General features: G+C 60.3%; 19 protein-coding genes and 1 riboswitch. Of the genes, 12 read left to right on the top strand and 7 right to left on the bottom strand.

The window, feature by feature from the left end; all coding sequences use genetic code 11:
* The first annotated feature begins 147 nt into the window (after positions 1–147).
* Together ACZ1G7_RS19985 and ACZ1G7_RS19980 are read left to right on the top strand one after the other, a co-directional pair.
* Positions 148–1,887 (top strand): peptidoglycan-binding protein, encoded by a 1,740-nt coding sequence (locus ACZ1G7_RS19985; protein ID WP_472661215.1) that lies wholly within the window; start codon positions 148–150, stop codon positions 1,885–1,887.
* Between the two features lie 83 nt (positions 1,888–1,970).
* Positions 1,971–2,483, top strand: coding sequence for a GNAT family N-acetyltransferase (locus ACZ1G7_RS19980; protein ID WP_472661213.1), 513 nt, complete (start codon positions 1,971–1,973; stop codon positions 2,481–2,483).
* Here ACZ1G7_RS19980 and ACZ1G7_RS19975 read toward each other — a convergent pair.
* Positions 2,480–4,138, bottom strand: coding sequence for a thiamine pyrophosphate-binding protein (locus ACZ1G7_RS19975; RefSeq protein WP_472661212.1), 1,659 nt, complete (start codon positions 4,136–4,138; stop codon positions 2,480–2,482). The two genes, ACZ1G7_RS19980 and ACZ1G7_RS19975, sit on opposite strands and share 4 nt — an antisense overlap.
* Positions 4,138–5,586, bottom strand: a complete 1,449-nt coding sequence (locus ACZ1G7_RS19970) for a TrkH family potassium uptake protein (protein WP_472661210.1) — start codon at positions 5,584–5,586, stop codon at positions 4,138–4,140. The genes ACZ1G7_RS19975 and ACZ1G7_RS19970 overlap by 1 nt, the downstream gene beginning before the upstream one ends.
* Before the next feature lie 144 nt (positions 5,587–5,730).
* Here ACZ1G7_RS19970 and ACZ1G7_RS19965 point away from each other — a divergent pair, with 144 nt between their 5' ends.
* The 4 genes from ACZ1G7_RS19965 (at position 5,731) to ACZ1G7_RS19950 (ending at position 7,429) form a co-directional block, all read left to right on the top strand.
* Positions 5,731–6,252, top strand: a complete 522-nt coding sequence (locus ACZ1G7_RS19965) for a hypothetical protein (protein WP_472661208.1) — start codon at positions 5,731–5,733, stop codon at positions 6,250–6,252.
* A gap of 75 nt (positions 6,253–6,327) precedes the next feature.
* Positions 6,328–6,651: an ArsR/SmtB family transcription factor gene (locus ACZ1G7_RS19960; RefSeq protein WP_472661207.1), complete on the top strand. Its 324-nt coding sequence runs from the start codon at positions 6,328–6,330 to the stop codon at positions 6,649–6,651.
* On the top strand, positions 6,644–7,084 hold the full coding sequence (locus ACZ1G7_RS19955) for an SRPBCC family protein (protein ID WP_472661205.1): 441 nt from the start codon (positions 6,644–6,646) through the stop codon (positions 7,082–7,084). The genes ACZ1G7_RS19960 and ACZ1G7_RS19955 overlap by 8 nt, the downstream gene beginning before the upstream one ends.
* 30 nt (positions 7,085–7,114) lie before the next feature.
* Positions 7,115–7,429, top strand: coding sequence for a YciI family protein (locus ACZ1G7_RS19950; protein ID WP_472661203.1), 315 nt, complete (start codon positions 7,115–7,117; stop codon positions 7,427–7,429).
* A 96-nt stretch (positions 7,430–7,525) separates the two neighbouring features.
* Here the strand turns inward: ACZ1G7_RS19950 and ACZ1G7_RS19945 are convergent, their stop codons facing one another.
* The gene (locus ACZ1G7_RS19945) at positions 7,526–8,647 is read right to left on the bottom strand and encodes an aminotransferase (RefSeq protein ID WP_472661201.1); all 1,122 of its coding nucleotides are present in this window, start codon (positions 8,645–8,647) and stop codon (positions 7,526–7,528) included.
* A gap of 140 nt (positions 8,648–8,787) precedes the next feature.
* Between ACZ1G7_RS19945 and ACZ1G7_RS19940 the strand changes: the two genes are divergently transcribed.
* The 6 genes from ACZ1G7_RS19940 to ACZ1G7_RS19915 all read left to right on the top strand — a co-directional run bounded on the left by ACZ1G7_RS19940 (position 8,788) and on the right by ACZ1G7_RS19915 (position 16,979).
* On the top strand, positions 8,788–10,509 hold the full coding sequence (locus tag ACZ1G7_RS19940) for a phage baseplate assembly protein V (protein ID WP_472661199.1): 1,722 nt from the start codon (positions 8,788–8,790) through the stop codon (positions 10,507–10,509).
* A gap of 55 nt (positions 10,510–10,564) precedes the next feature.
* Positions 10,565–11,335, top strand: coding sequence for a hypothetical protein (locus ACZ1G7_RS19935; RefSeq protein WP_472661197.1), 771 nt, complete (start codon positions 10,565–10,567; stop codon positions 11,333–11,335).
* A 29-nt stretch (positions 11,336–11,364) separates the two neighbouring features.
* Positions 11,365–11,442: riboswitch (SAM riboswitch) on the top strand.
* 76 nt (positions 11,443–11,518) lie between these two features.
* Complete coding sequence (gene metZ, locus ACZ1G7_RS19930) at positions 11,519–12,712, top strand: O-succinylhomoserine sulfhydrylase (protein WP_472661195.1); 1,194 nt, start codon at positions 11,519–11,521, stop codon at positions 12,710–12,712.
* A gap of 97 nt (positions 12,713–12,809) precedes the next feature.
* Complete coding sequence (folE2, locus tag ACZ1G7_RS19925; protein WP_472661193.1) at positions 12,810–13,913, top strand: GTP cyclohydrolase FolE2; 1,104 nt, start codon at positions 12,810–12,812, stop codon at positions 13,911–13,913.
* Positions 13,914–13,991: 78 nt separating this feature from the next.
* The gene (locus tag ACZ1G7_RS19920; RefSeq protein ID WP_472661191.1) at positions 13,992–14,951 is read left to right on the top strand and encodes a Do family serine endopeptidase; all 960 of its coding nucleotides are present in this window, start codon (positions 13,992–13,994) and stop codon (positions 14,949–14,951) included.
* A 93-nt stretch (positions 14,952–15,044) separates the two neighbouring features.
* Positions 15,045–16,979: a C25 family cysteine peptidase gene (locus tag ACZ1G7_RS19915; RefSeq protein ID WP_472661189.1), complete on the top strand. Its 1,935-nt coding sequence runs from the start codon at positions 15,045–15,047 to the stop codon at positions 16,977–16,979.
* Positions 16,980–16,982: 3 nt separating this feature from the next.
* Here ACZ1G7_RS19915 and ACZ1G7_RS19910 read toward each other — a convergent pair whose 3' ends face one another.
* From ACZ1G7_RS19910 to ftsY, 4 genes are all read right to left on the bottom strand, one after another.
* Complete coding sequence (locus ACZ1G7_RS19910; RefSeq protein ID WP_472661187.1) at positions 16,983–17,585, bottom strand: hypothetical protein; 603 nt, start codon at positions 17,583–17,585, stop codon at positions 16,983–16,985.
* 113 nt (positions 17,586–17,698) lie between these two features.
* Positions 17,699–18,304 (bottom strand): inner membrane-spanning protein YciB, encoded by a 606-nt coding sequence (locus tag ACZ1G7_RS19905; protein WP_472661186.1) that lies wholly within the window; start codon positions 18,302–18,304, stop codon positions 17,699–17,701.
* Positions 18,305–18,307: 3 nt separating this feature from the next.
* Positions 18,308–19,213 carry an EamA family transporter gene (locus tag ACZ1G7_RS19900; RefSeq protein ID WP_472661185.1) on the bottom strand — a complete coding sequence of 302 codons (906 nt, stop codon included), beginning with the start codon at positions 19,211–19,213 and terminating at the stop codon, positions 18,308–18,310.
* 79 nt (positions 19,214–19,292) lie between these two features.
* Entirely contained in the window at positions 19,293–20,849 is a 1,557-nt protein-coding gene (gene ftsY / locus ACZ1G7_RS19895) for a signal recognition particle-docking protein FtsY (protein WP_472661184.1), read from the bottom strand.
* Between the last annotated feature and the right edge of the window lie 159 nt (positions 20,850–21,008).

Raw genomic sequence — 21,008 nt, 5'->3', positions numbered from 1 at the left:
CAATAGGCAAACCCGCCAGAGGGGTCAACGCGGCAACAACGCCGCGCTTTCGCATTTATCGGGGGTGCGCTCGGGCGTGCAGGTGATATCTTAGCGCCAAGATTCGCGCATGGGGCGCCGTGACGCGAATGAATTGGGGATATCTACATGGTTCGAGCATTTTTGACGCTGTTTTTTCTTGGGCTGGCCGCTTGGGGATCAACCAGCGCGGCGCAGGCGCAGCAAGCCTGGATTCAGGTCGAGGCCCACCCCACCTTACGCACCGCCGAGGAACGCGCCCGCGAATACGCCCAAGCCTTTGATGAGGTCGTGGGATACCGGCTGCCGGGCGGCTGGTACGCGCTTGCCCTTGGGCCCTATGCCTCCGCCGATCAGGCGCAGGCCCTGCTGCGTGAGCTGAAACGCGGCCGCATCATTCCGTCTGACAGCTATCTCGCCGATGGGCGCGGCTACCGGGCGCAATTCTGGCCGGTTGGCGCGCGCGCAGGTGCCGCGCAAGTGCCGGTGACGCCGAGCGTGCCGACGGAAACGCCTACTGATACAACGCCAACGGTCCAAACCGCGCCGTCTGAGCTGTTTGAGACACCAAGGCAGGCCCGCGCATCCGAGCGCGCCTTGACCCGCGACCAAAAACGCGATCTGCAAACCGCCCTGCAATGGTTTGGGTTCTACAATGCCGCTATTGACGGGTCATTCGGGCGAGGCACCCGCGCGTCGATGTCCCGCTGGCAGGAATCAAACGGTTATGAGGTCACAGGCATCCTGACGACGAAACAACGTGCGGCTCTGATGTCGAGCTATGATCTTGCCCTGAAATCCCTTGGCCTCGCCCCGGTTGTGGAACGCAAGGCCGGGATTGAAATCACACTGCCCACCGGGTTGGTAGAATTTGACCGCTACGACTACCCCTTCGTCCAATACAAGCCCAAGTCGGGCAGCGACGTGCAGGTTCTGCTGATCAGTCAGGCGGGCGACGAGGCAACGTTGGGCGGGCTTTACGAGATCATGCAAACGCTTGAAATCGTCCCCGTTGAGGGCGAACGCCGCAAACGGGCCGACAGCTTCACCCTGCGCGGTGCTGACGACACAGTGCAAAGCTACAGCTTCGCCAAGCTGGGCGGCGGCTACGTCAAAGGCTTCTCGCTGGTCTACCCGCCCGAAAGAGCGCCGGAGATGGAACGCGTCATCGCGATCATGCAAGACAGCTTCACCACCCGCGAAGGCAGCTTAGAGGCCACCGACAGCAACGAGGAAGCTCAATCGATTGACCTGCTGGCGGGCCTCGAACTGCGTAAGCCAAAACTGGCGCGCTCCGGCTTTTATGTCGACGGTACGGGCAGCGTGGTGACCGTGGCCGACGCGGTGCAAAGCTGTGAACGGATCACGCTGGATGACACCTATGAGGCCGAAATCACGACCGCAGACGGTGGGCTGGCGCTGCTGCAACCCAAGGACACGCTGGTTCCGCTGGGCTTTGCGCGCTTTGCGCCCAATCCGGGGCTTTTGCGCTCCTCCGTCGCGGTCGCGGGCTATTCCTATGAGGGCGCTTTGAGCGCGCCAACAATGACCTTCGGCACGCTGCAAGACCTGCAGGGCCTGACCGGTGATGCCCGTCTCAAACGGCTTGAGATAGGCACGTTGCCGGGCGATGCGGGCGGGCCGGTATTGGACGAAACCGGTGCCGTCAGCGGCATCTTGTTGCCCACTGACACCACCGGGCGCGCCTTGCCAGAAGGCACCGCCTTTGCCGTCAAATCCACCGAAATCGCATCTTTCCTGACCGAAAACGGGGTGACGGCCACGCCATCCGCAAGTGGCGGCGCGCTCGCGACCGAGGACCTTGCCCTTGCTGCGGGCGACATGACGGTGCTGGTCAGCTGCTGGTAGCCCCCAAAGCCGCCGAGCGCGCACAATGACCGGGGCCCAGATTGTGATCAGCGAGGGCACGATTGCCCAACGCGGTGATTGAGATGACACTCGAACTGACCTTCGTAACCACCCTGCCCGACCCGGACGCGTTTGAGCAGATGATGCGGGAGTATTACGCGATCATGGTGGACAAGTTGCGGGCTATCGGCGGCCCGGTCTTGTCAGCGGATGATCTGGCCGCCGACACGATGGCCCATTTGGACGAGCTGACCCCACCTGAAGGGCGACTGCTGCTTGCCACAGATATGGGCGGCGCGCTGCTTGGCTGCGGTGTGATCCGCAAGATCCGCCCCGATGCGGCGGAGCTGAAACGCATGTTTGTCCGCCCTGAGGCGCAAGGTCTGGGGCTTGGCCGCAAGCTGTTCGAACTACGCATAGCGGAGGCCCGCGCCATGGGCTGCCGCGCGATCTATGTCGACACGGTCAACGGCAACAAGGCGATGCTGAACATGTATGAGCGCCACGGCTTCACCTACATCCCCCGCTACCCCGAAAACGCCAACCCTCCCGAGTTGGCGCCGTATCTGGTCTTTTTGGAATACCGGTTTCCTTAGAGCCCGATCCCCGGCGTAACGCGGATGATGGTCGGGCAGTCCGCGTCCAGCGCGGCTTCCACAGCGGCTTGGAATTCTGGCAGCGTTTGCGGGCCTGCGGCATAGGCGCCGAAGGCCTCTGCCAGCTTCAGGAAATCGGGGTTTTGCTGGTGGACCGCATTTGGCGCGATCTGGGCACGCACCATGCTGTCCTCAATCTCGCCCAGCTTGCCATTGTCCCACAGGATGATGGGCAGCGGCAGTTGCAGCTCCACCGCCGTGGCGAGCTCCGCCATTGTGTATTGAAAGCCGTAGTCGCCGATGATGCAGATCGTGGGCAGACCGGGCCGCGCGACGGCACCGCCAATGGAGGCCGGCAGCGCATAGCCAAGCGTGCCGAAGCCCGTCGGGTGATGCCAATGACCCGGCGCGTCCATATCCCAAACCTCTTTTGCTGCATAGGCAAACTGGGTCATGTCGGAATAGATCATCGTTTTGGGCGGCAGCGCGTCGCGCAGCGCGTCGGCGACAGGGACGATGCCGGGGCGTTCGGAGGCGACTTGAGCGCGCCACTTGTCGCGGTAGCCAGCGACTATTTCTTCCGACCATGACGATTTTGGTGGCCTTTTTAGGTTTTCTTTGTGCTTCGAGAGTGCCGTTTTGAGTTTGAACATGACGTCTTCGGCGTCTTGGAGAAGGCATTCATCCTTCAGGTGAGCTGCTGCCAAGACCTCTGGGTCAATGTTGATGTGAATTGCGCCGGGCAAATGACCAGCAGTATCGCGCCACAGGTCAACTTCGGATAAATCAGTGCCGATGAAGACCGCACAATCACTCGCCTCTAGGATCTTGGCGCTTTCGGGCCGGGCCAGATTAGACCCAAAGGAGAGCCTCCAATCTGCTGGTACAATCCCGCGCCCGGCATAGGTGGTGAAGGTCGCCGCCTTGCTCAAGTCAAGAACCTCTCGGACACCGTTCAGCATCCCGCATTCTCGCGCCCCTCCGCCAAACACAAACAGTGGCCGTTCCGCATGCAGAAGGCGGATCGCAATCAAATCCACCATGTCCAACGGCACGCTGTCTTTGATCGCACTTGGAATCCGTGTGACCTGAAAATGGCCGTCCGGCACCGTATCGGGTTCGGGCCGCCAGGCTGTGAAGGGCGGCGCAAAAGCTTCGAGCTGGGCAATGGGCACTTGGATGTGCTTGGGTCGCGCCCGCTTTGCCCCAAACTCCATGAGCGCCCGGTCAATCAAAGCATAGGCCGCCTCCGCCGTGCGGGCCTCCTCAGACCAGTCGCAGACCGTCTCGGCGGCGGCGCGTTGATCTTTCATTTGGTGCAGCTGGCCTTTGCGCGCGGCGGTCTCATCCAAACAAGACGAAATACACAACACCGGGACGCTGTCGGAATAGGCCTGCCCCAGCGGCGTCATGACGTTGCAAAGCCCCGGGCCGGTGATCACGTAGCACACGCCGGGCCGCCCCGTTGCGCGGGCGTAGCCGTCGGCCATAAAACCCGCGCCCTGTTCGTGGCGGGCGAGGATGTGGGTCAGCCCCGCCTCCTCAATCCCGCGATACATCTCTTGGTTATGTACGCCCGGAATGCCGAAAATATGGGTGACGCCGCGGTCGCGCAGCATGTGGGAGATTTGGGCGCCAAGCGGTCGGGTGGACATCAGTTTCTCCAGAAATTCAGGGTGAACAGCACGTAGACGGAGACCAGCTCCAACCGCCCGATCAGCATGCCCGCAATCAGCAGCCATTTGGCGGTGTCATTCAAAGGCGCGAAATTACCAGCCGGGCCGATCACCTCGCCCAAGCCGGGCCCGATATTGCCGAGCGCTGTCGCCGCACCCGACACGGAGGTGATGAAATCGAGGCCTGTCATGCCCAACAGCACCGCCAAAACGCCGAGCGACACCATGAACATGATGAAAAACGTCATCACGGAGGAAACAACATCCTCCGACACGGTGCGGCCCTGATAGCGGGGCTGAAAGATGCCGTGGGGCGAGTGGATGCGCCGGATCTGCGCCTTGATGGAGGCAAACAGCAGCTGGAAGCGGAACACTTTGATCGCGCAAGATGTGGAGCCCGCGCAGCCGCCGATTAGCCCCATGAGGAAGAACAACGCCACCGCATAGGTGCCCCAAAGCGGGTAATTGTCCGACGCGTAGCCGGTGCCGGTCAGGATTGAGACCGCGTTGAACAGCGATTTGCGCCACGCTTCTTCGCCGGTGTTGTAGCCTGTCGCCTGCTGCCATAGCGCCAGCACCACGACCAAGACCGCCGCAATACCGAAAAACGTCTGGATTTGGCTGTCACGGAAGAGCGGCTTTGCCGTCCCCGCGAGCAGTTGCACATAGCGCACGAATGGCAAGGCCGCGAGCATCATGAACGCCGCCCCGACATATTCCGACGCCCCGGAATAGGCCCCGAAAGACGCGTCATGATTGGCAAACCCGCCCGTCGCAATCGTCGTCATCGCATGGGTCGTGGCGTCCAACGCGGATTGTCCGGCAGCAAAATAGGCGAGCCCGCAAGATACCGTCAAAGCCAGGTAAATCACCGAGATATTGCGCGCGATTTCCCCCGCGCGGGGCAGGATTTTTCCAAATGTATCAAAGCCTTCGGAGCGGAAAATTTGCATGCCCCCGACCCGCAGCTCAGGCAGGAACACCATGGCGACCACAATGATCCCAATGCCGCCGAACCACTGCATCAACCCGCGCCAAATCTTCAGCCCTTCCGGCATGATCGAAATATCTGACAGCACCGTTGAGCCGGTCGTGGTCAGGCCCGACATCGCCTCAAAAAACGCGTCCACAAAGCGCACGGTGTCATTGCCTATGTAGAATGGCAGCGCCCCAAACAGCGGCAAGGCCAGCCAGACCGTGGTGGTCAGCAGAAAGGTCTGCTGGATCGATAACCCTTGCCCGACACCGTTTGACGTCGCCAGCGCCAGCAACCCGCCAGTGATCACCGTCAGGATCGCGGATTGGGCGAAAACGGGCCAATGCCCGTTGCCCGCGGCCATATCCACGGCCATCGGCACCAGCATCGAGATGCCCAAAACGCCCACCAACAGGCCGATCACATAGCCCACCGGGCGCAGGTCAAACATGGGGTAAAGGGTTGGCCGCTGCGCAGCTAGGTGTCAACGGCGCGCGTGCGCCGCGCACAAAATTTCCGCCGGTAAACCTTATTCCTGCCCAAAACGACACGGATCAAGGGCGGGTTGATACAGGGTATTTTAGAGGTATTTATCATGAGTGGCGGAAACATTTCCCAGTCCAGCGACTTTCAAGACCGTTTGGCGCGCATCGCGCAAGGCACGACCCAAGCGGCTGAAGGCTTGGTCGTGGTCGAACGCAAACCTACCAAAGACGTCAAACTGACCGGCGGGATCGTGGAAAACGCGCTCTACCCGCTCAGCATTGCAGGGGCGTTCGTCCTTGGGATGTTTGCCGTTTTCATCAGCCGGTTTGCGCGCGTCCACCTGTTGGGCACATCCGACCCAGATACGGATATTATGTTGGCGCTTGTCGCCGATGGCGGCATGGCCATGGTGATCGGCTTTGCGATTAAGGAGCTGTTTCGGATGCGCGGGGCGGAATGGATCAGCGCACAAACGGCGGGCGTCACCGTGATGGTGGCCGCCATGCATAACCTAATCCATATGGCCCCTGACCTGTTCTCCATGGTTTTCACGCCCGACTATGTGCAGCTGGTGCAAACCACCACCGAGATGCGCAGCTTGGTGCTGATGGGCTACGTGGTGCCGTTCTAGGGGCGATACGGCGTTCTAGCGGGCGCTTAATATTTAGCATTTACGTTATTTAACATTTATGCTAAATAATACGTCATGAGTATGATGCCCACCCTTTTTGCCGCTCTGAGCGACCCTTACAGGTTCGACATTATCGAACGCTTGATGCGTGACGGCGAAACCCCCGCGGGCCAGATCAGCGAGATGTTCGACATCTCCGGCCCGGCCGTGTCCCGCCATTTATCGGTGCTTTTGAAAGCTGGGCTTGTGAGCCGACGGGTGCAGGGCCAGCAACGGCTTTACACTGTGCGCCCTGAGGCGATCCGGCAGGTCAGCGACTGGACCATGGACCACCGCGCCTTTTGGGAGGCGAGCATCGACCGCATCGAACGGGCGCTGTTGGAGGACCAAAATGACTGACACAGTGACGCTCAGCCGGGTGATGCCCGCCTCCGCCCTGAGAGTATTCGACATGATCAGCCAGCCACAAAACATGGTGCGCTGGTGGGGCCATGACGGGATGATCGTGCCGGAACACAACCTCAATTTCTCACAGCCCGGCCCATGGCATGCGGTGATGGAGCTGCCCGACGGCACCCAAAAGATGGTCTCGGGCGAGGTCACCCAGGTCGACCCGCCGCGTTTCATCGCCTTCACCTGGGCCTGGCATGATGGCGGCCCCGGCGGGCCGCGCGAAACAGAAACCCAGGTGACAATCGAGGTGTCCGAGGCGGGCGACAACAAAGCGACGCTCACGCTCAGCCATAACGGCCTGCCCAGCGACAGCGCCCGCGCGGGCCACACCAAAGGGTGGATGGCCATCTACGACAAACTAGAAAAAGGGCTGTCATAACGACCGCCCGCAACATTGGAGGATGTTTATATGCCCGACTTTATTTTCGCCTATCACGGCGGCAAAATGCCCGACACGCCCGAAGAAGGCGCCGCCGAAATGGCCAAATGGAACGCGTGGTATGGCGGCATGGGCGACAGTCTCGTCAACCCCGGCGGGCCAGTGGGCAAGTCAAAAACCGTCAGCAATGGTGGCGTCGCAGATGATGGGGGCGCGAACCCGCTGTCAGGCTTCACCGTCGTGAAAGCCGCCGATATGGACGCGGCTTTGGCGCTCGCCAAGGGGTGCCCGATGGTGGAAGGCGACACCGGCACGGTTGAGGTCGTCGAGATAATCGAGATGTGATCCAAGCCGTGATTGCCCGTGGCGCTGTCGCGGGCAATCATGCTGCGCCAAGCCGCGTCGGGGCACAAAGTGAGGCTAAAACTTCAGTTCAAAGCCCTAACCTTGCGCCGCCAGAAACTCCGACAGGCGCGCCAATCCCGCTTTGAAGACATCGCCATTATTTGCAAACCCGATGCGCACATAGCCTTCCATGCCCAAGGCCGAGCCGGGAGTCAGCATAACGCCGGTGTCGCGCAGCAGCGCGACGCAGAATTCATATGACGGCATGTCGAGATCGTATTTCAGCAAACAAACCGTGGCCGATTGCGGTTTGACCCAACTGATGCGCGGCTCGCCCGCGACCCAATCTGACAGCACCTGCAAATTGCGGCGCGTGATCGCGTGGCTGCGCGCCAGAATGCGGTCTTTGCTTTCCAACGCCATCGTCGCGAAATGGTCGTCGATCAGGCCCACCGAAATCGTGTCATAGTCGCGATGAATGGCGACCTTTTCCATCACCTCATGCGGCGCGGCGATCCACCCCAGCCGCAGCCCGGCCAAGGAGAACGCCTTGGACATGCCCGCCGTGCTGATCCCCTTCTCATAGACATCCACGATGGAGGCTGACATTCCCGGCCCCGTCTGATCGGTGCCGCGATACACCTCGTCACACAGGATATAGGCGCCCACGCCCCGCGCGATTGCGGCGACCTCCTCCATCAGCGCGCGCGGCATCAAGGCGCCCGTCGGGTTGTTGGGATTGTTCATGGCGATCAGCTTCGTCTCGGGCGTGACAATGGCGCGCAACGCGTCCGGGTCGGGCAGGAAATTATCGGCCTCCGACAGCTGCAAGCGCTGCACATCCGCGCCGATACTGGCGGGGATGGAATAATGCTGCTGATAGGTTGGCACGATGGCCACCACCGTGTCGCCGCGTTCCACCAGCGCTTTGTGAACCAGCATATTCGCCCCGATGGTCCCATGGGTGATCACGATATCCTCAGGCGCATGCGCGTCGTAGAGCGTGGCAACCGCCGCCCGCAGCCGGTCTGAGCCTTCGATCGCCCCGTAGGTCATTTTTATCGGCAGAAGCGCCGACAGGTCATCCGCGTTTTGCCCCGACATTTGCAATAGCTCGGCGATGGTCAGGCTTTCAACGCAGGTCTCCGCAAGGTTCAGCTCGCATTTGGTTTCCCATGCGTTCATCCACTGCTCAACGCCGAAGGGTTCGATATACATGAGGCGCGTCTCCCGGTTCACTACCCTGTTCACGAAGGCTTAGCCGCCCCACCCCGCATGCGCAATCAGCGGGTTTTCTTGCCGCGTGCCTCTTTCAAGGCTAGCGTTGCGGAATTTACCAATTTGAAAGGTGCGCGCCAATGCCAGTCAGTCCAGCGAAGGGAGCCGACGGTCCCGTCGGGGTCAAAATCACATCCAACGGGCGCACCCTCCCCGATACCGCCGACGTGCTCAGCGTCAAGACCCGCGCCACCCTGGGCCAGGTGTCTGAGGCCGTGATCCGGCTGAGCGACGGCGACGTGGCCACCAGCAAATTCCCCCTCACCGACGGCAAACTGTTTGAAGCGGGCGACGAAATCACGATCTCCGCCTTCTACGGCCGCGGCACTGAGATGGCGCTGTTTGACGGCGTGGTCACAACCGCCGCGCTGCAAATCCATGCCAGTGGCTTGGTGCTTGAGGTCACCGCCCGCGCCAGCGCCTTCAAATTGGACGGCCCGGCACGCGACGCGGTCTACACGGACAAAACGATAGGCGAGATCATCAGCCAGATTGCCAGCGATGCGGGCCTGACGGCTGAGGTTGACGATGCGCGCAGCGACGCCCGGACCCGGCTACGCGCCGGCCGCAGCGATTGGGGCTATATTCACGACCTCAGCCTTGAGGCGGGATTGGTCATCTCCACGACGGGCAACACGATCACCGTCGCGCCGCCCGACATAAGCGGGGCAGCACCGCTCGGCGTTACATTGGGCTTCGATATTGTCGACTTCGATGCGCGCGTCGAGACGCAGGATTTGATCACCTTGGCACAAGGCAGCGCTTGGGATCAGGACACGCAGAAAACGGTGCGCGGAAATTCAGACGGCGTCCCGGACATCAAATGGGGCGCGGATAGCGCCAAGAAACTGGCCGCCACCCATGGCCCGGTGACGGAGTCCTTCAGCGCGCAAGGCGACACCGAAACCCAATTGGCGCAACAAGCCAAGGCGCGTCTCACGCACACCTCACTGGCAGCGATCCAAGGGACTTGCCGATTCATAGGCTCAGGCCTCGCGCGCCCGGGTGAGATTTTGCAGATCGACGGGCTCGGCCGCCGGTTCAGCGGGCAGGCCTATATCAGCGGCGTGACGCATGAGATTGAAGACGGCACTTGGACAACCAGCGCGCATCTGGGCCTGCCCCGCCCGCCTGCCCGCACGCCGGATGCGCAAGGGATGCAGATCGGCAAGGTGATCCAAACGTCCGACGACCCGGAAAACAAACAGCGCATCAAGCTGCGCCTGCCGCTTTTGGGCCAAGACGGGGCCGAGCTTTGGGCGCGCTTCGCCCAGCCCTATGCCAGCAACGGGGCCGGTATCCAGTTCTTGCCCGAAATCGGCGATGAGGTGGTGGTCGCTTTCCTTGGCGCCGACCCGGACGCCCCCGTGATCATCGGCGCCTTGCATAACGGCGTGGCCGCGCGCAGCGATGAGGCGGAAGCGGAAAACAGCCTTAAATCCATCACCAGTCGCGTAGGGCTCAAGATCAGCTTTGATGACGCCAAGAAAATCCTGACCATGGAAACCCCCGGCGGGCACAGCATCGTGCTGGACGACGAAGACGCTTTGGTTGCGCTTCGGGACAGCCACGGCAACGCCATCACGATGAGTGAGAGCGGTATCACTTTGAAAAGCGGCAAAGACATTACGCTCGACGCGGGCAAGGACGTGGTGCTCGACGCGGATGGCGATGTGACCGTGACGGGCACGGACATCCTTTGCGATGCCGATGCAACGCTCACCGTGAAAGGCGCTGCAAGCGCCGAGCTTTCAAGCACTGGGGTGGTCACCGTCAGGGGCGCGCTGGTCGATATTCCATGATGCCAAAAGGAGCATTGCACACCGAATGCACGCAGACATGATGACAGGAGCTTAAGTGGCACTCTACAAATTGTTTCTTTGGGTCTTGGGCATTTTAACGATCCTACCGTTGTTTTTCTTCTATTTCGCGAGCTACAAATTGGCCGTGTACTATCCGGTGCAACACCAGGTGAATGTCTGGCGGATGGATGCCAAGAACAAAGCGGTTTGGGAAAACGGTGAGGGCAAGCGCGTCACCGTAGCGGCGCAGCTGGATACCGGCGCAGGCCCGCAGACGATTGAAACCGCAGTTATATGTTTTGAGGGCCACTCCGCCCGACCATTGTCCTTAAAGGCGGGACCGCCGGATGTGTTTCGGCAGGTGCTCAGCGCAGAGCCCCCAGTGCTAAGCGCAGACCTGCAAGAGGGCGGGCTCATAGATCTAGAATTGCAGAACGTCTGCCAAATTGCCCAGCGTACTGATCCCGCGGATTTGCCAATAGGGAACCTATTTTTCCGCACTAGAATTCTGGCCCCGCATCTTGAAAAGGTTTGTTCTTTCGCGGGCTACGTCAATCGCGACGCGCTTGCGATCAAGACGGAGACCGTCAGCCTAGGCCGCCCCATTGTCACAGAAATTGAGACAGGACCGTTACGCTCTTTCTTTTCCGCCGAGGGCCTTCTAAGTGCCGACACCTCAGCCAATGAAGCAGCTCTTTCGTCCCGTTGGCCTTGGGCGCATGGACAAAATTATAGCGGGTGGAACACTCAGAAAAATTGCTGGACCGGCATCGCTAGCGTTTGCCACGAAGAATTGACCGCCATCTGCGGCGCAAATCCGCGCTAGGGCCTTGACCCCTCTGCCGCGCGGGCGTAACCAACCTGCGTGGCGATTTGTTACCGGATTGCGGGCCACGTTAAATATGCCGCTAAAGAGGATGGAACATATGCATCTATGCATGAGCCTCCCCCTTTTCCCGGTGGAGGCTTTTTTGTTTTGGGACGCCGATCCCGCTGAAGGATAGAAGATATGACTGACCGGTCACTGGAAGACTTTTCCCCCCGCACCCGCGCCGTTCACGCAGGCACCCGCCGTTCGCAATATGGCGAAGTGTCGGAAGCCATCTACATGACGCAGGGCTTTGTCTATGACAGCGCCGAAGCCGCCGAGGCGCGGTTCATCGAAAGCGGCGATGACGAATATATCTACGCCCGCTACGGCAACCCCACCGTGCGCATGTTCGAAGACCGCATCGCGTCGCTTGAAGGCGCTGAGGACGCGTTTGCCACTGCCAGCGGCATGGCTGCGGTGAATGGCGCTTTGTGCAGCGCATTGAAAGCGGGCGACCATGTGGTCAGCGGGCGCGCGCTGTTTGGCTCATGCCTGTACATCCTTGAAGAGCTGCTGCCGCGCTGGGGCGTCGAAGTCACCTTCGTAGACGGCACTGATCTGGACGCTTGGCGCGCCGCCGTGCGCGGCGACACAAAAATCGTCTTTCTGGAAACCGTCGCCAACCCAACTTTGGAGGTCGTCGATCTGAAAGCCGTCGCCGAGATCGCTCATGCCAAGGGCGCGACCGTGATGGTCGACAACGTCTTCGCCACGCCGGTCTTTGGCCACGCGTTACGCGACGGGGCGGATGTGGTGATTTATTCGGCCACCAAACACATTGACGGCCAAGGCCGCTGTCTGGGCGGGGTCATCCTTGGCAGCAAGGATTTCATCCGCAAAACTGCGGAACCTTACCTCAAGCATACCGGCGGGGCGCTGTCGCCGTTCAACGCCTGGCTGCTGCTCAAAGGGTTGGAAACCGTGCATCTGCGCTGCGCTGCACAGGCGGAAAGCGCGCTCAAGCTTGCGACGGCGCTGCACGGGCACAACAAACTGACCAATGTCGCCTACCCGCATTTGCCGTCGCACCCGCAATATGACGTCGCAAAACGCCAGATGGACCAAGGCGGCACTGTGATTGCTTTGGATGTCGCAGGCGGCAAGGAGGCGGCGTTCAAACTGCTCAACGCGTTGAAAATACCGGTGATTTCCAACAATCTGGGCGACAGCAAGTCGATCATCACCCACCCGGCCACCACGACGCATCAGCGCCTGACCGACGATCAACGCGCCACGCTGGGCATCACAGATGGCATGCTGCGCCTGTCGGTGGGGCTGGAAGACGCCGATGACCTTTTGGCCGACATAAAGGTCGCTTTGGATATGATCTAACCGGCCCCTTGTCGCGTATAGTTTACATTAAATTATTGGACTTTGCTTGGGGGTGACCCCATATCTGTCCCACGCGCGAACCAAAGGGGGGACAGTTATGAACGTCCACACGCCGGAAATTGACCGCCATCCCAGCCGTGACGAGGCCGAGAGAGCTTTAGAGACGCTACGCCAATGGGCGGAAACCGCGTCAGATGTTGAGGTATCTGACCTTGACCCGATGGTGGCACGTTTGTTGCCGGGCAATGAGGTGTCGAACTACCCTGCCCTGGCCCGCGCCTACCCCGAAGAATTCAAGGTGGATGACGCCTACAAAGCATCGATGCCAGATCTGCAAAACGGGCCGTCATCACTGATCCGCGGTGCAAAGCAGCATATCGAACATGTCGGCATCTCCAATTTCCGCCTGCCGATCCGCTTTCAGACCCGCGACAACGGCCCGTTGACGCTGGAAACCTCGGTGACGGGCACCGTGTCACTGGAGGCCGAGAAAAAAGGAATCAACATGTCGCGCATCATGCGCACATTCTATAAGCGCGCCGATGAGACATTTTCCTTCGATGTGATCGAACGCACGCTGGACGCCTATAAATCCGACCTCGAAAGTTTTGATGCCCGCATCCAGATGCGCTTTTCCTTCCCGATGAAGGTGCAATCGCTGCGCTCCGGCCTTGAGGGGTACCAATATTACGACATCGCGTTGGAGGTCGTGGACGCGGGCGGGCAACGCCGCAAATTCATGCATCTCGACTATGTTTATTCCTCGACATGCCCTTGCTCGCTGGAGCTGTCAGAACATGCCCGCCAATTCCGCGGCCAGCTGGCGACCCCGCATTCGCAGCGCTCCGTCGCGCGCGTCTCGGTGGAGATCATGTGCGAGCAGAATTGCCTCTGGTTCGAAGATCTGATCGACCATTGCCGCGCCGCCGTGCCGACCGAGACGCAAGTCATGGTCAAGCGCGAGGATGAACAGGCCTTTGCTGAACTCAACGCTGCCAACCCGATCTTTGTCGAAGACGCTGCGCGGTCTTTCTGTGCTGAGCTGCAAAAAGACACCCGCATCGGCGACTTCCGCGTGATCGCCAGCCATCAGGAAAGCCTGCACAGCCATGACGCAGTGTCAGTGCTGACCGAAGGCGATACATTCGCGGCTGAAAGCATAGACCCGAAGCTGTTCTCGACCCTCTTCCATACCGGGTAAGTTGACCGCTCATAGCGATTGCACTTTGCGCAGCGATACGAAATTCTGTTCGGGTATATGCCCGGACAGGGGGGCGGTGTGTTAAAAGACTATACCTTTATTCAGGCGGCGACCGTCTGCGTGGCTTTGCTGCTGGGCTATTTTGGCTTTGTGTTCGGCTCGGGTCGGGCGGAACGCTGGTCAAAAGTTCTGGCAGCCCTGTTTTCGGTCACGATGTTTGTCGGGTTGCTGTTTTATTCCGCCGTCACGGGGAAATCGTTTCAGGACGAGCTGATCGACGGCGTTATTGCCCCGGTCGCCCAGTTTTTCGGCTTTGAGACGGCGCGCAGCGCCCCCGAAGGCCTCAGTCGTGAAGATATCGAAGCCTGGCGCGCCTTTATGGCCGAGCGGGACCGCGAAAACGCACCGCGCGTACCAGTTGACGAAGCCAAACCTGCACCTGAAATCCCGGCGCCCGCACCTGACCCGACACCGCTGCCCCCAGAAACTGTCGCCGAGATGTTCTACCGCTTCAGGCTCGCGCCCAGCACCGAACCGGCAGGTCTGCGCATCACCGCGATCGACCAGAAAAGCCATGCATATGAAAAAGGTCTGCGTGTGGGCGACGTGATCGCCGAGGCGGGCCAGCAAATCGTAAGCAGCGCAGCGGAGCTCAGCACCATCGCAGAAACCGCCTCAAATGCCGGGCGAAAATCGCTGCTCATCCTTATGCGCCGTGACGGCGCCCCTCGTTTTGTGGCGCTCAGCCTCGTTGAAAACCGCTCTGAGAATGAGATTTTGCGCATCGATCTGGGTCTGACTGTTGAGATAGCTCCAGAGGGCGGATTGCGCATCATTGAAGTCGAGCCACACAGAAACGCGTTTGAGAAAGGCCTACGCCCCGGCGATGTCGTCTGGGAAGCAAGCCAACGGCGCGTTGACAGTATTAGCCAGTTGAACACAGCACTCACGCTAGCACGCGCTGCCGGTCAAAAGAGCATCTTGCTCTTGATCCGGCGCGACGGTGAACCGCGTTTCGTGGCACCAGAGTTCCGGTAACCTATGCTCACTTGCCTGTGCCCGGCGCGCCCCGCCCTTGACCCGAAACCGGGCACAACGCTATGAATTATCTGATTTTTTGTGAGTGATATGATGTCTTTTCGGTTTTTTGCCCTTCTTCTGTCCTTGATCGCCGCCTCGGCATTTGCCGCCTCGGCCCAGCAGCGCGCCGAAGCCTCGCTGGCCGTGACAGGTCAGATCGCCGATGATGGAAGCGCGGTGCGTCTGGATTTCTCGGACGCCAAGCCGCCGCAAGTCGGCAATGTCGCGATCAAACGCCGCCTTCTTGGCCAGACCGGCGGGCAAAGCTGGACCACGCTGGCCCCGGCACTTGGTTCGGTGCAAAGCTACACCGACGCCACAACCGAACCGGGCATCGCCTATGAATATCAGGTGCTGCGCAGCAATAGCGACATTGTTGATGTGGGGTATTTTACCGCCGGCGTGGCGCTTCCAGCCGTTGAAAACCGTGGCCGCGCGCTGGTCTTGATTGACGAAACCATCGCCGAGGCACTGACCCCGCGCCTGCTGCGCTTTGCGCGCGATCTGACAGGCGACGGCTGGGAGGTCGAATTCCAGCAAGCCCCGCGCGGCAACGTCAAAAAGCGTCAGGAAAGCATCGAACAGGCCTCCGCACTGCGCCAGTGGATCAAAGAAACCTATGAGCGCAATCCCGACAAACCGCATGCGGTGATCCTCGTTGGCCACCTGCCCTTCGTGGTGTCCGGCAATGTCGCCCCTGACGGCCACGCGCCAACGCCCCACCCAAGCGATCTGTTTTATGGCGATGTGGACGGGTTGTGGCGGCTGTACCGCGACGCGGAAGGCACGCTGCGGGTTGGCGAAGACAAGCTACCAAGCGATGCGATTGAGCTGCAGGTCGGGCGCATCGACTTCCACAGCGCCAGTCAGCGAGATCAGGACCGTGAACTCGCCCTGCTGCGCGCCTATTTCGACAAGAACCACCATTGGCGCAACGCGGTTCATGGCGACCTGCGCGAGGCCTATGCCGACACCAACCATCTGCGCGTCGAACGCGACGGCTTGCTCAATGTGGTAGGCGCACCGGCGCTTAAACAAGGCGGCCACCACGATATCGGCGAGACGCAGCCATGGCTTTGGGGCGTCGATTTCGGCGCGCACAAGGTCAAGCGCTACCGCAATGAATTTCAAAACAAAGCCGCCTTCGTGATAAATTTCGGCAGCGGCAAACAGAAGATCGAAAAGCGCAATAATGTGTTGACCGAAACGTTGGCGCAGCCTTGGTACACGGTCGCGGTCGGTTGGGGCGGTCGTCCCTCTTGGCGGCTGCATCACATGGCCTTGGGGGGCACGATTGGGCAGGCGCATCTGCGCACCGTCAACAATGGCGCAGATGGCCAACCCTACCGCGACAGCATGGATTACTACCCGACCGGCAACTACCTGTGGCGCAATCCGATCTGGGTGAACCTGCTGGGCGACCCGACGCTGCGCGCCTTCATGCTGGCCCCGCCCAGCGGCCCGCAAGCAACGCGCAATGGCGCGGTGGTTCAGCTTAGTTGGACCCCGTCCACTGATCCCGACACCAGCGGGTACAAAGTTCTGCGCGCTACGGGGCCGGGCCTGTATGAAAGGCTAGCGAAACTCGGTGGTGATGCGCAGACATTCACCGATCCTGACGCCCCGGCGGAAGCGCGTTACATGATCCGCGCAACAGGGTTGAAAACCGTCGCCGCGGGCTCTTTCCACACATTATCGCAGGGCGCATTCGCGATCCCCGGCGCGCCGCAGCCCACCGCGCCTGACCAAGTCCTGCGCGCAACCGGTACGGAGCCCGTAATCCTGCCCATCGCTACGCTCAATGCGGAAACCATCACCATGCAGGCGCTGGTCGCAGGGCCCAGAAACGGAACGGTGTTTGAAAAAGACGGGACGTGGTTCTACCGCCCCAATGACGGGTTTTCCGGCACGGAGACGCTGCGCTACACCAGCTCCAACGCGGTCAGCAGCGCAATCGGCACGCTCACAATCGAGGTCACGCAGTAGCGCCTATTGCGCCAGCCGCATCTGGGCCACATGGCTCAATGCTTTGCGCACTGCTTCAAGACTGACGGGGCTTTTGCCGCCCTCAAGGCTGTAACTTGGTACCCGGATATGCAGGTAGTTCTTGACCAAGGTCTCCCCCGCCAGCTGCATGTTGAAAAAGGCGACCTCCCCCATCGCGGGGCGGTCTTTGTAACTGGGGCAATAGACTACGAACAGCTTTGTGCCTTCCGGCGTCGTGCGGGCGTTTTGATGCGTCACCCCATCGCAGGCGCGTGACATCCGGTTGATCTGGCCATTGGCGTAAGCCTGCAGGTCGCCGTTCAGCGGGTATTCCGCTGTGACCGCGTAAAGCCGCGACCAGTCTTGAAAGCTCTCACCTTTGGGGATCGCTTCCCAGATGTAGAAATCATTGCCATTCTCGACCACGCCCTGACGCCGCACAAACTCGCTCCGCGCGTCAAGCGCGTCAGATGCGTCCGCCCAGGGTGGCGGGCTGATGCGGGTGGTGACGTTAAGTGTGTCCAACACCAGTTGCCCCACATCGCGTGCGTTCACAGGCAACGCAAACGAGAACAGGCAAGCCAATAAGGACAGAAAACGCAACATGTACCAAAGCTCCAAACCTGGGCAAACAGAGCCCGGTAGAGCAAGATCTAAAGGCAGATTTAGGCGAGATCGCGGCGCAAGGCCCGCTCATTTACACCTTGGTAAACAAGGCCTTAAGCCTCATCCTCCGGCTCATCGGCGTATTTCTGAAACACCCAGCTCTGGCTCATGAAAAAAACGAACAGCGCGGCCGGAAACCCAAAGGTTTCGATCTTGACCCAGGCGTCGGTCGACATGGTGCGCCAGACAATCTCATTGACCGCAGCAAGTGTGGCGAAGGCCGCGGTTAGGCGTTTGGTGAAGATCATCCAGCCTTCATTTGTCAGCGGCAGAAACTCATCCATGATGTATTCCAGCCAGCTTTTCTTGAGCAAAAGCCCAATGCCCAGAATGGTCGCGAAGGACCCGTAAACGATGGTGGTCTTGATCTTGAAGAACTTTTCGTCGTTGAACCAAACGGTCAGCCCGCCAAAGAAGATCACCAAAAACGCGGTCATCACCTGCATGCGGCTGATCTTGCCGGTCAGCTTCCACAAAATGGCGATGGAGGCCAACAGAACAGGCACAAAGGCCGCGGTGACCACGATGAACCCGTCATATTCGGTCCCGCCAATCGTGTAGACCTCATCCTTCAACCGCGTATAGGCCACGAAAAACAGCAGCACCGGGCCCAGGTCCAGCGCCATTTTCAGGCCTTGCGAGATTTGTTTTTCAGCCATGTTTCATCCTGCAAATTCTACAACCACGGCGCCTGCCGCGATCAAAGCCATCAAGCTCAGGCGGCGCGGCCCGACCTTTTCACCCAAAACCAGCCAGCCGATCAAGGCGGCAAAAACGGTCGAGGTCTCGCGCAGTACCGCAGCCTCCCCCACCTTGTCGAGCCTTGTCGCCACCATGATCGACCCAAAGCTGAAAAAAGCGACGACCCCGCCCAGAACGCCGCGCGCCATCAACGGGCCAAGGTCAGGACGATCTGGGTTTCTGATCCAGAGGTAGCCCGCGACCCAAGGCATAAAGAACAACCCGTCGATAAAGAAAAACCACGCAAGGAAGGTAAACGGATCAGCCGTCGCGCGGATGCCGTACGCATCATAAGTCGTATAGAGCGCCACAAAGAGCCCCGTCGCCACGGCAAGCCAAAGTGCGGGCACCAGCGTGCCCCGATCAACTGTGATCGTGCGCAGATTATAAAGCGCCAGACCGTAGATGCCCGACAGCAAGATACCAACGCCAAGCCACTGGCCTGCGTTGAACCGCTCCCCAAAAATCAGGTAGGCGCCGATCACCGCGAAAAGCGGCCCGGTACCGCGCACCACAGGATAGACAACCGTGTAGGCCCCCTTGGTATAGGCGAAGCCCTGCAGGGTCTTGTAAATCACATGGATTACGTAGACGCCCGCGAAGATTGGCCACATATGCGGCTCAGGCCAAGGGACCACAAACAGCGCAAAAGGCGCGGCCATCAGCCCATAGCTGAGATCAATCGCCCCCCGGCTGAGCCACGGGTCGTGCCGCCCCTTCTGCAATGCCCCGAACAGCGCGTGCAGAAATGCCGCCAGCAAAGCCAGAAACAGCGCCACCTGATGACCCTGCGCCGTCCCTTCAAGCGAGATCAGCCAGTCGCTCATACGATAAGTTTCGTTTGATCAACTGCCGTGGGATTTGAGTATTTTTGACAGAACGAAGCCATAGGGGCGGTCTGCAAAGCTATTCCGCCGCGATGCCGGTGAGGGCTTGGGCGAATTCTTCGGGGTCAAACGGCGCGAGATCGTCGATCTGCTCGCCAACCCCGATGGCGTGTATCGGCAGCCCGAACTTGTCCGCCAACGCCACCAAGACACCGCCCTTGGCGGTACCATCCAGTTTGGTCATCACAAGGCCGGACACGTCAGAGATATTTTGGAAAACATCAACTTGATTCAAGGCGTTCTGGCCTGTTGTTGCATCGAGCACCAGCAGCGTATTATGCGGCGCGCTTTCATCCTTTTTGCGAATGACGCGCACGATTTTGGCGAGCTCTTCCATCAGGTCCGCGCGGTTTTGCAACCGGCCCGCCGTGTCGATCATCAGCAGGTCTGCACCGTCGGCCTCCGCCTTGGTCATCGCATCAAAAGCAAGGCTTGCAGGGTCTGACCCCTCAGGCGCGGTCAGCACGGGCACGCCAGCACGGTCGCCCCAAACCTGAAGTTGCTCAACCGCAGCCGCGCGGAACGTGTCACCTGCCGCGATCACCACTTTCTTGCCCGCCTGTTGGAATTGCGAGGCCAGCTTGCCGATAGTCGTGGTCTTGCCCGACCCGTTCACACCGACCACCAACACCACCTGCGGGCGTTTGGGGTAAAGCGGCATGGGCTTGGCGACTGGTTCCATGATTGCGGCAATCTCTGAGGCCAGAAGTTCCTTGATCTCCTGTGTGGACAGCTTCTTGCCAAAGCGCCCCTCCGCCATGTTCGCCGTGACGCGCAGGGCTGTGTTCACACCCATATCGGATGCGATCAATAGCTCTTCGAGCGCCTCTAACATGTCGTCATCAAGCTCGCGGCGGATGACCGTTTTGGCCTCTTTCCGGCCCATCAACCGGCCAAACAGGCCCGGTTTCTTCTCTGGCACCGGCGCGTCGCTTTGCTCCGACAGAACACTGGCCGCGGCAGGTGCATCGAGGCTGGCGGCCACATTGGCCTTCGCCTGTTGCAATGCAGCCTCGTCGGCTGCGCGCTGCGCGTCCTCTTCGGCCTGACGCGCTTTCTCTTGGGCCTCGGCTTCGGCGGCAAGGCGGCTTTCTTCTTCGGCGGCCTGCTTTTCGGCCGCAACCCGGGCGGCTTCCACCTCCCGCGCGACACGTGCGTCTTCCAATGCGCGCGCAGCCTCCTCAGCCGCTTTTGCGTCTGCCGCGGCTTTTGCGGCGTCTTGCGCTGCCTGCAGCTCGGCCATCTCACGCGCGGCCTCAGCTTCACGCGCGGCTGCGTCTTCCGCGGCTTTCTGCGCCCGTGCTGCTTCCTCTGCGGCTTGCCGCTCGGCTTCCAGCCGCGCCGCCTCAGCGGCTGCTTCTTCTTCTAGACGGCGCGCCTCAGCAGCGGCGGCTTCGGCCTCACGCTGCGCGCGGGCCTCTTCTTCCAACCTCCGGGCCGCATCCAGATCCTCGCGCGGTTCAGATGCCGCAACATCTTCCTCAACCCCACCGTCAGAAACAATGGCATCCAGCCCCTCATCCAGCTTGGACGAGGATTTAAAAAGCTTGGTCTTGAGTTTCTTGAAAAAGGACATGGCCACCTGATGAGTTTGCCCTCCTCACCTAATACGTCGCGCGTCCGGTGAAAAGAGAGGGCGGCCACTTGTTGAGCCGCAAACCCCACTGGACAGAGACGCGCTTGCGCGCCACCCTACGCGCAATATGTGGCGTGGAGAGGCCCAATGAGCAGCACA

The organism is Litoreibacter sp. JB4-2 (assembly GCF_055693445.1).
This window is presented reverse-complemented; position numbering and strand designations above follow the sequence as displayed.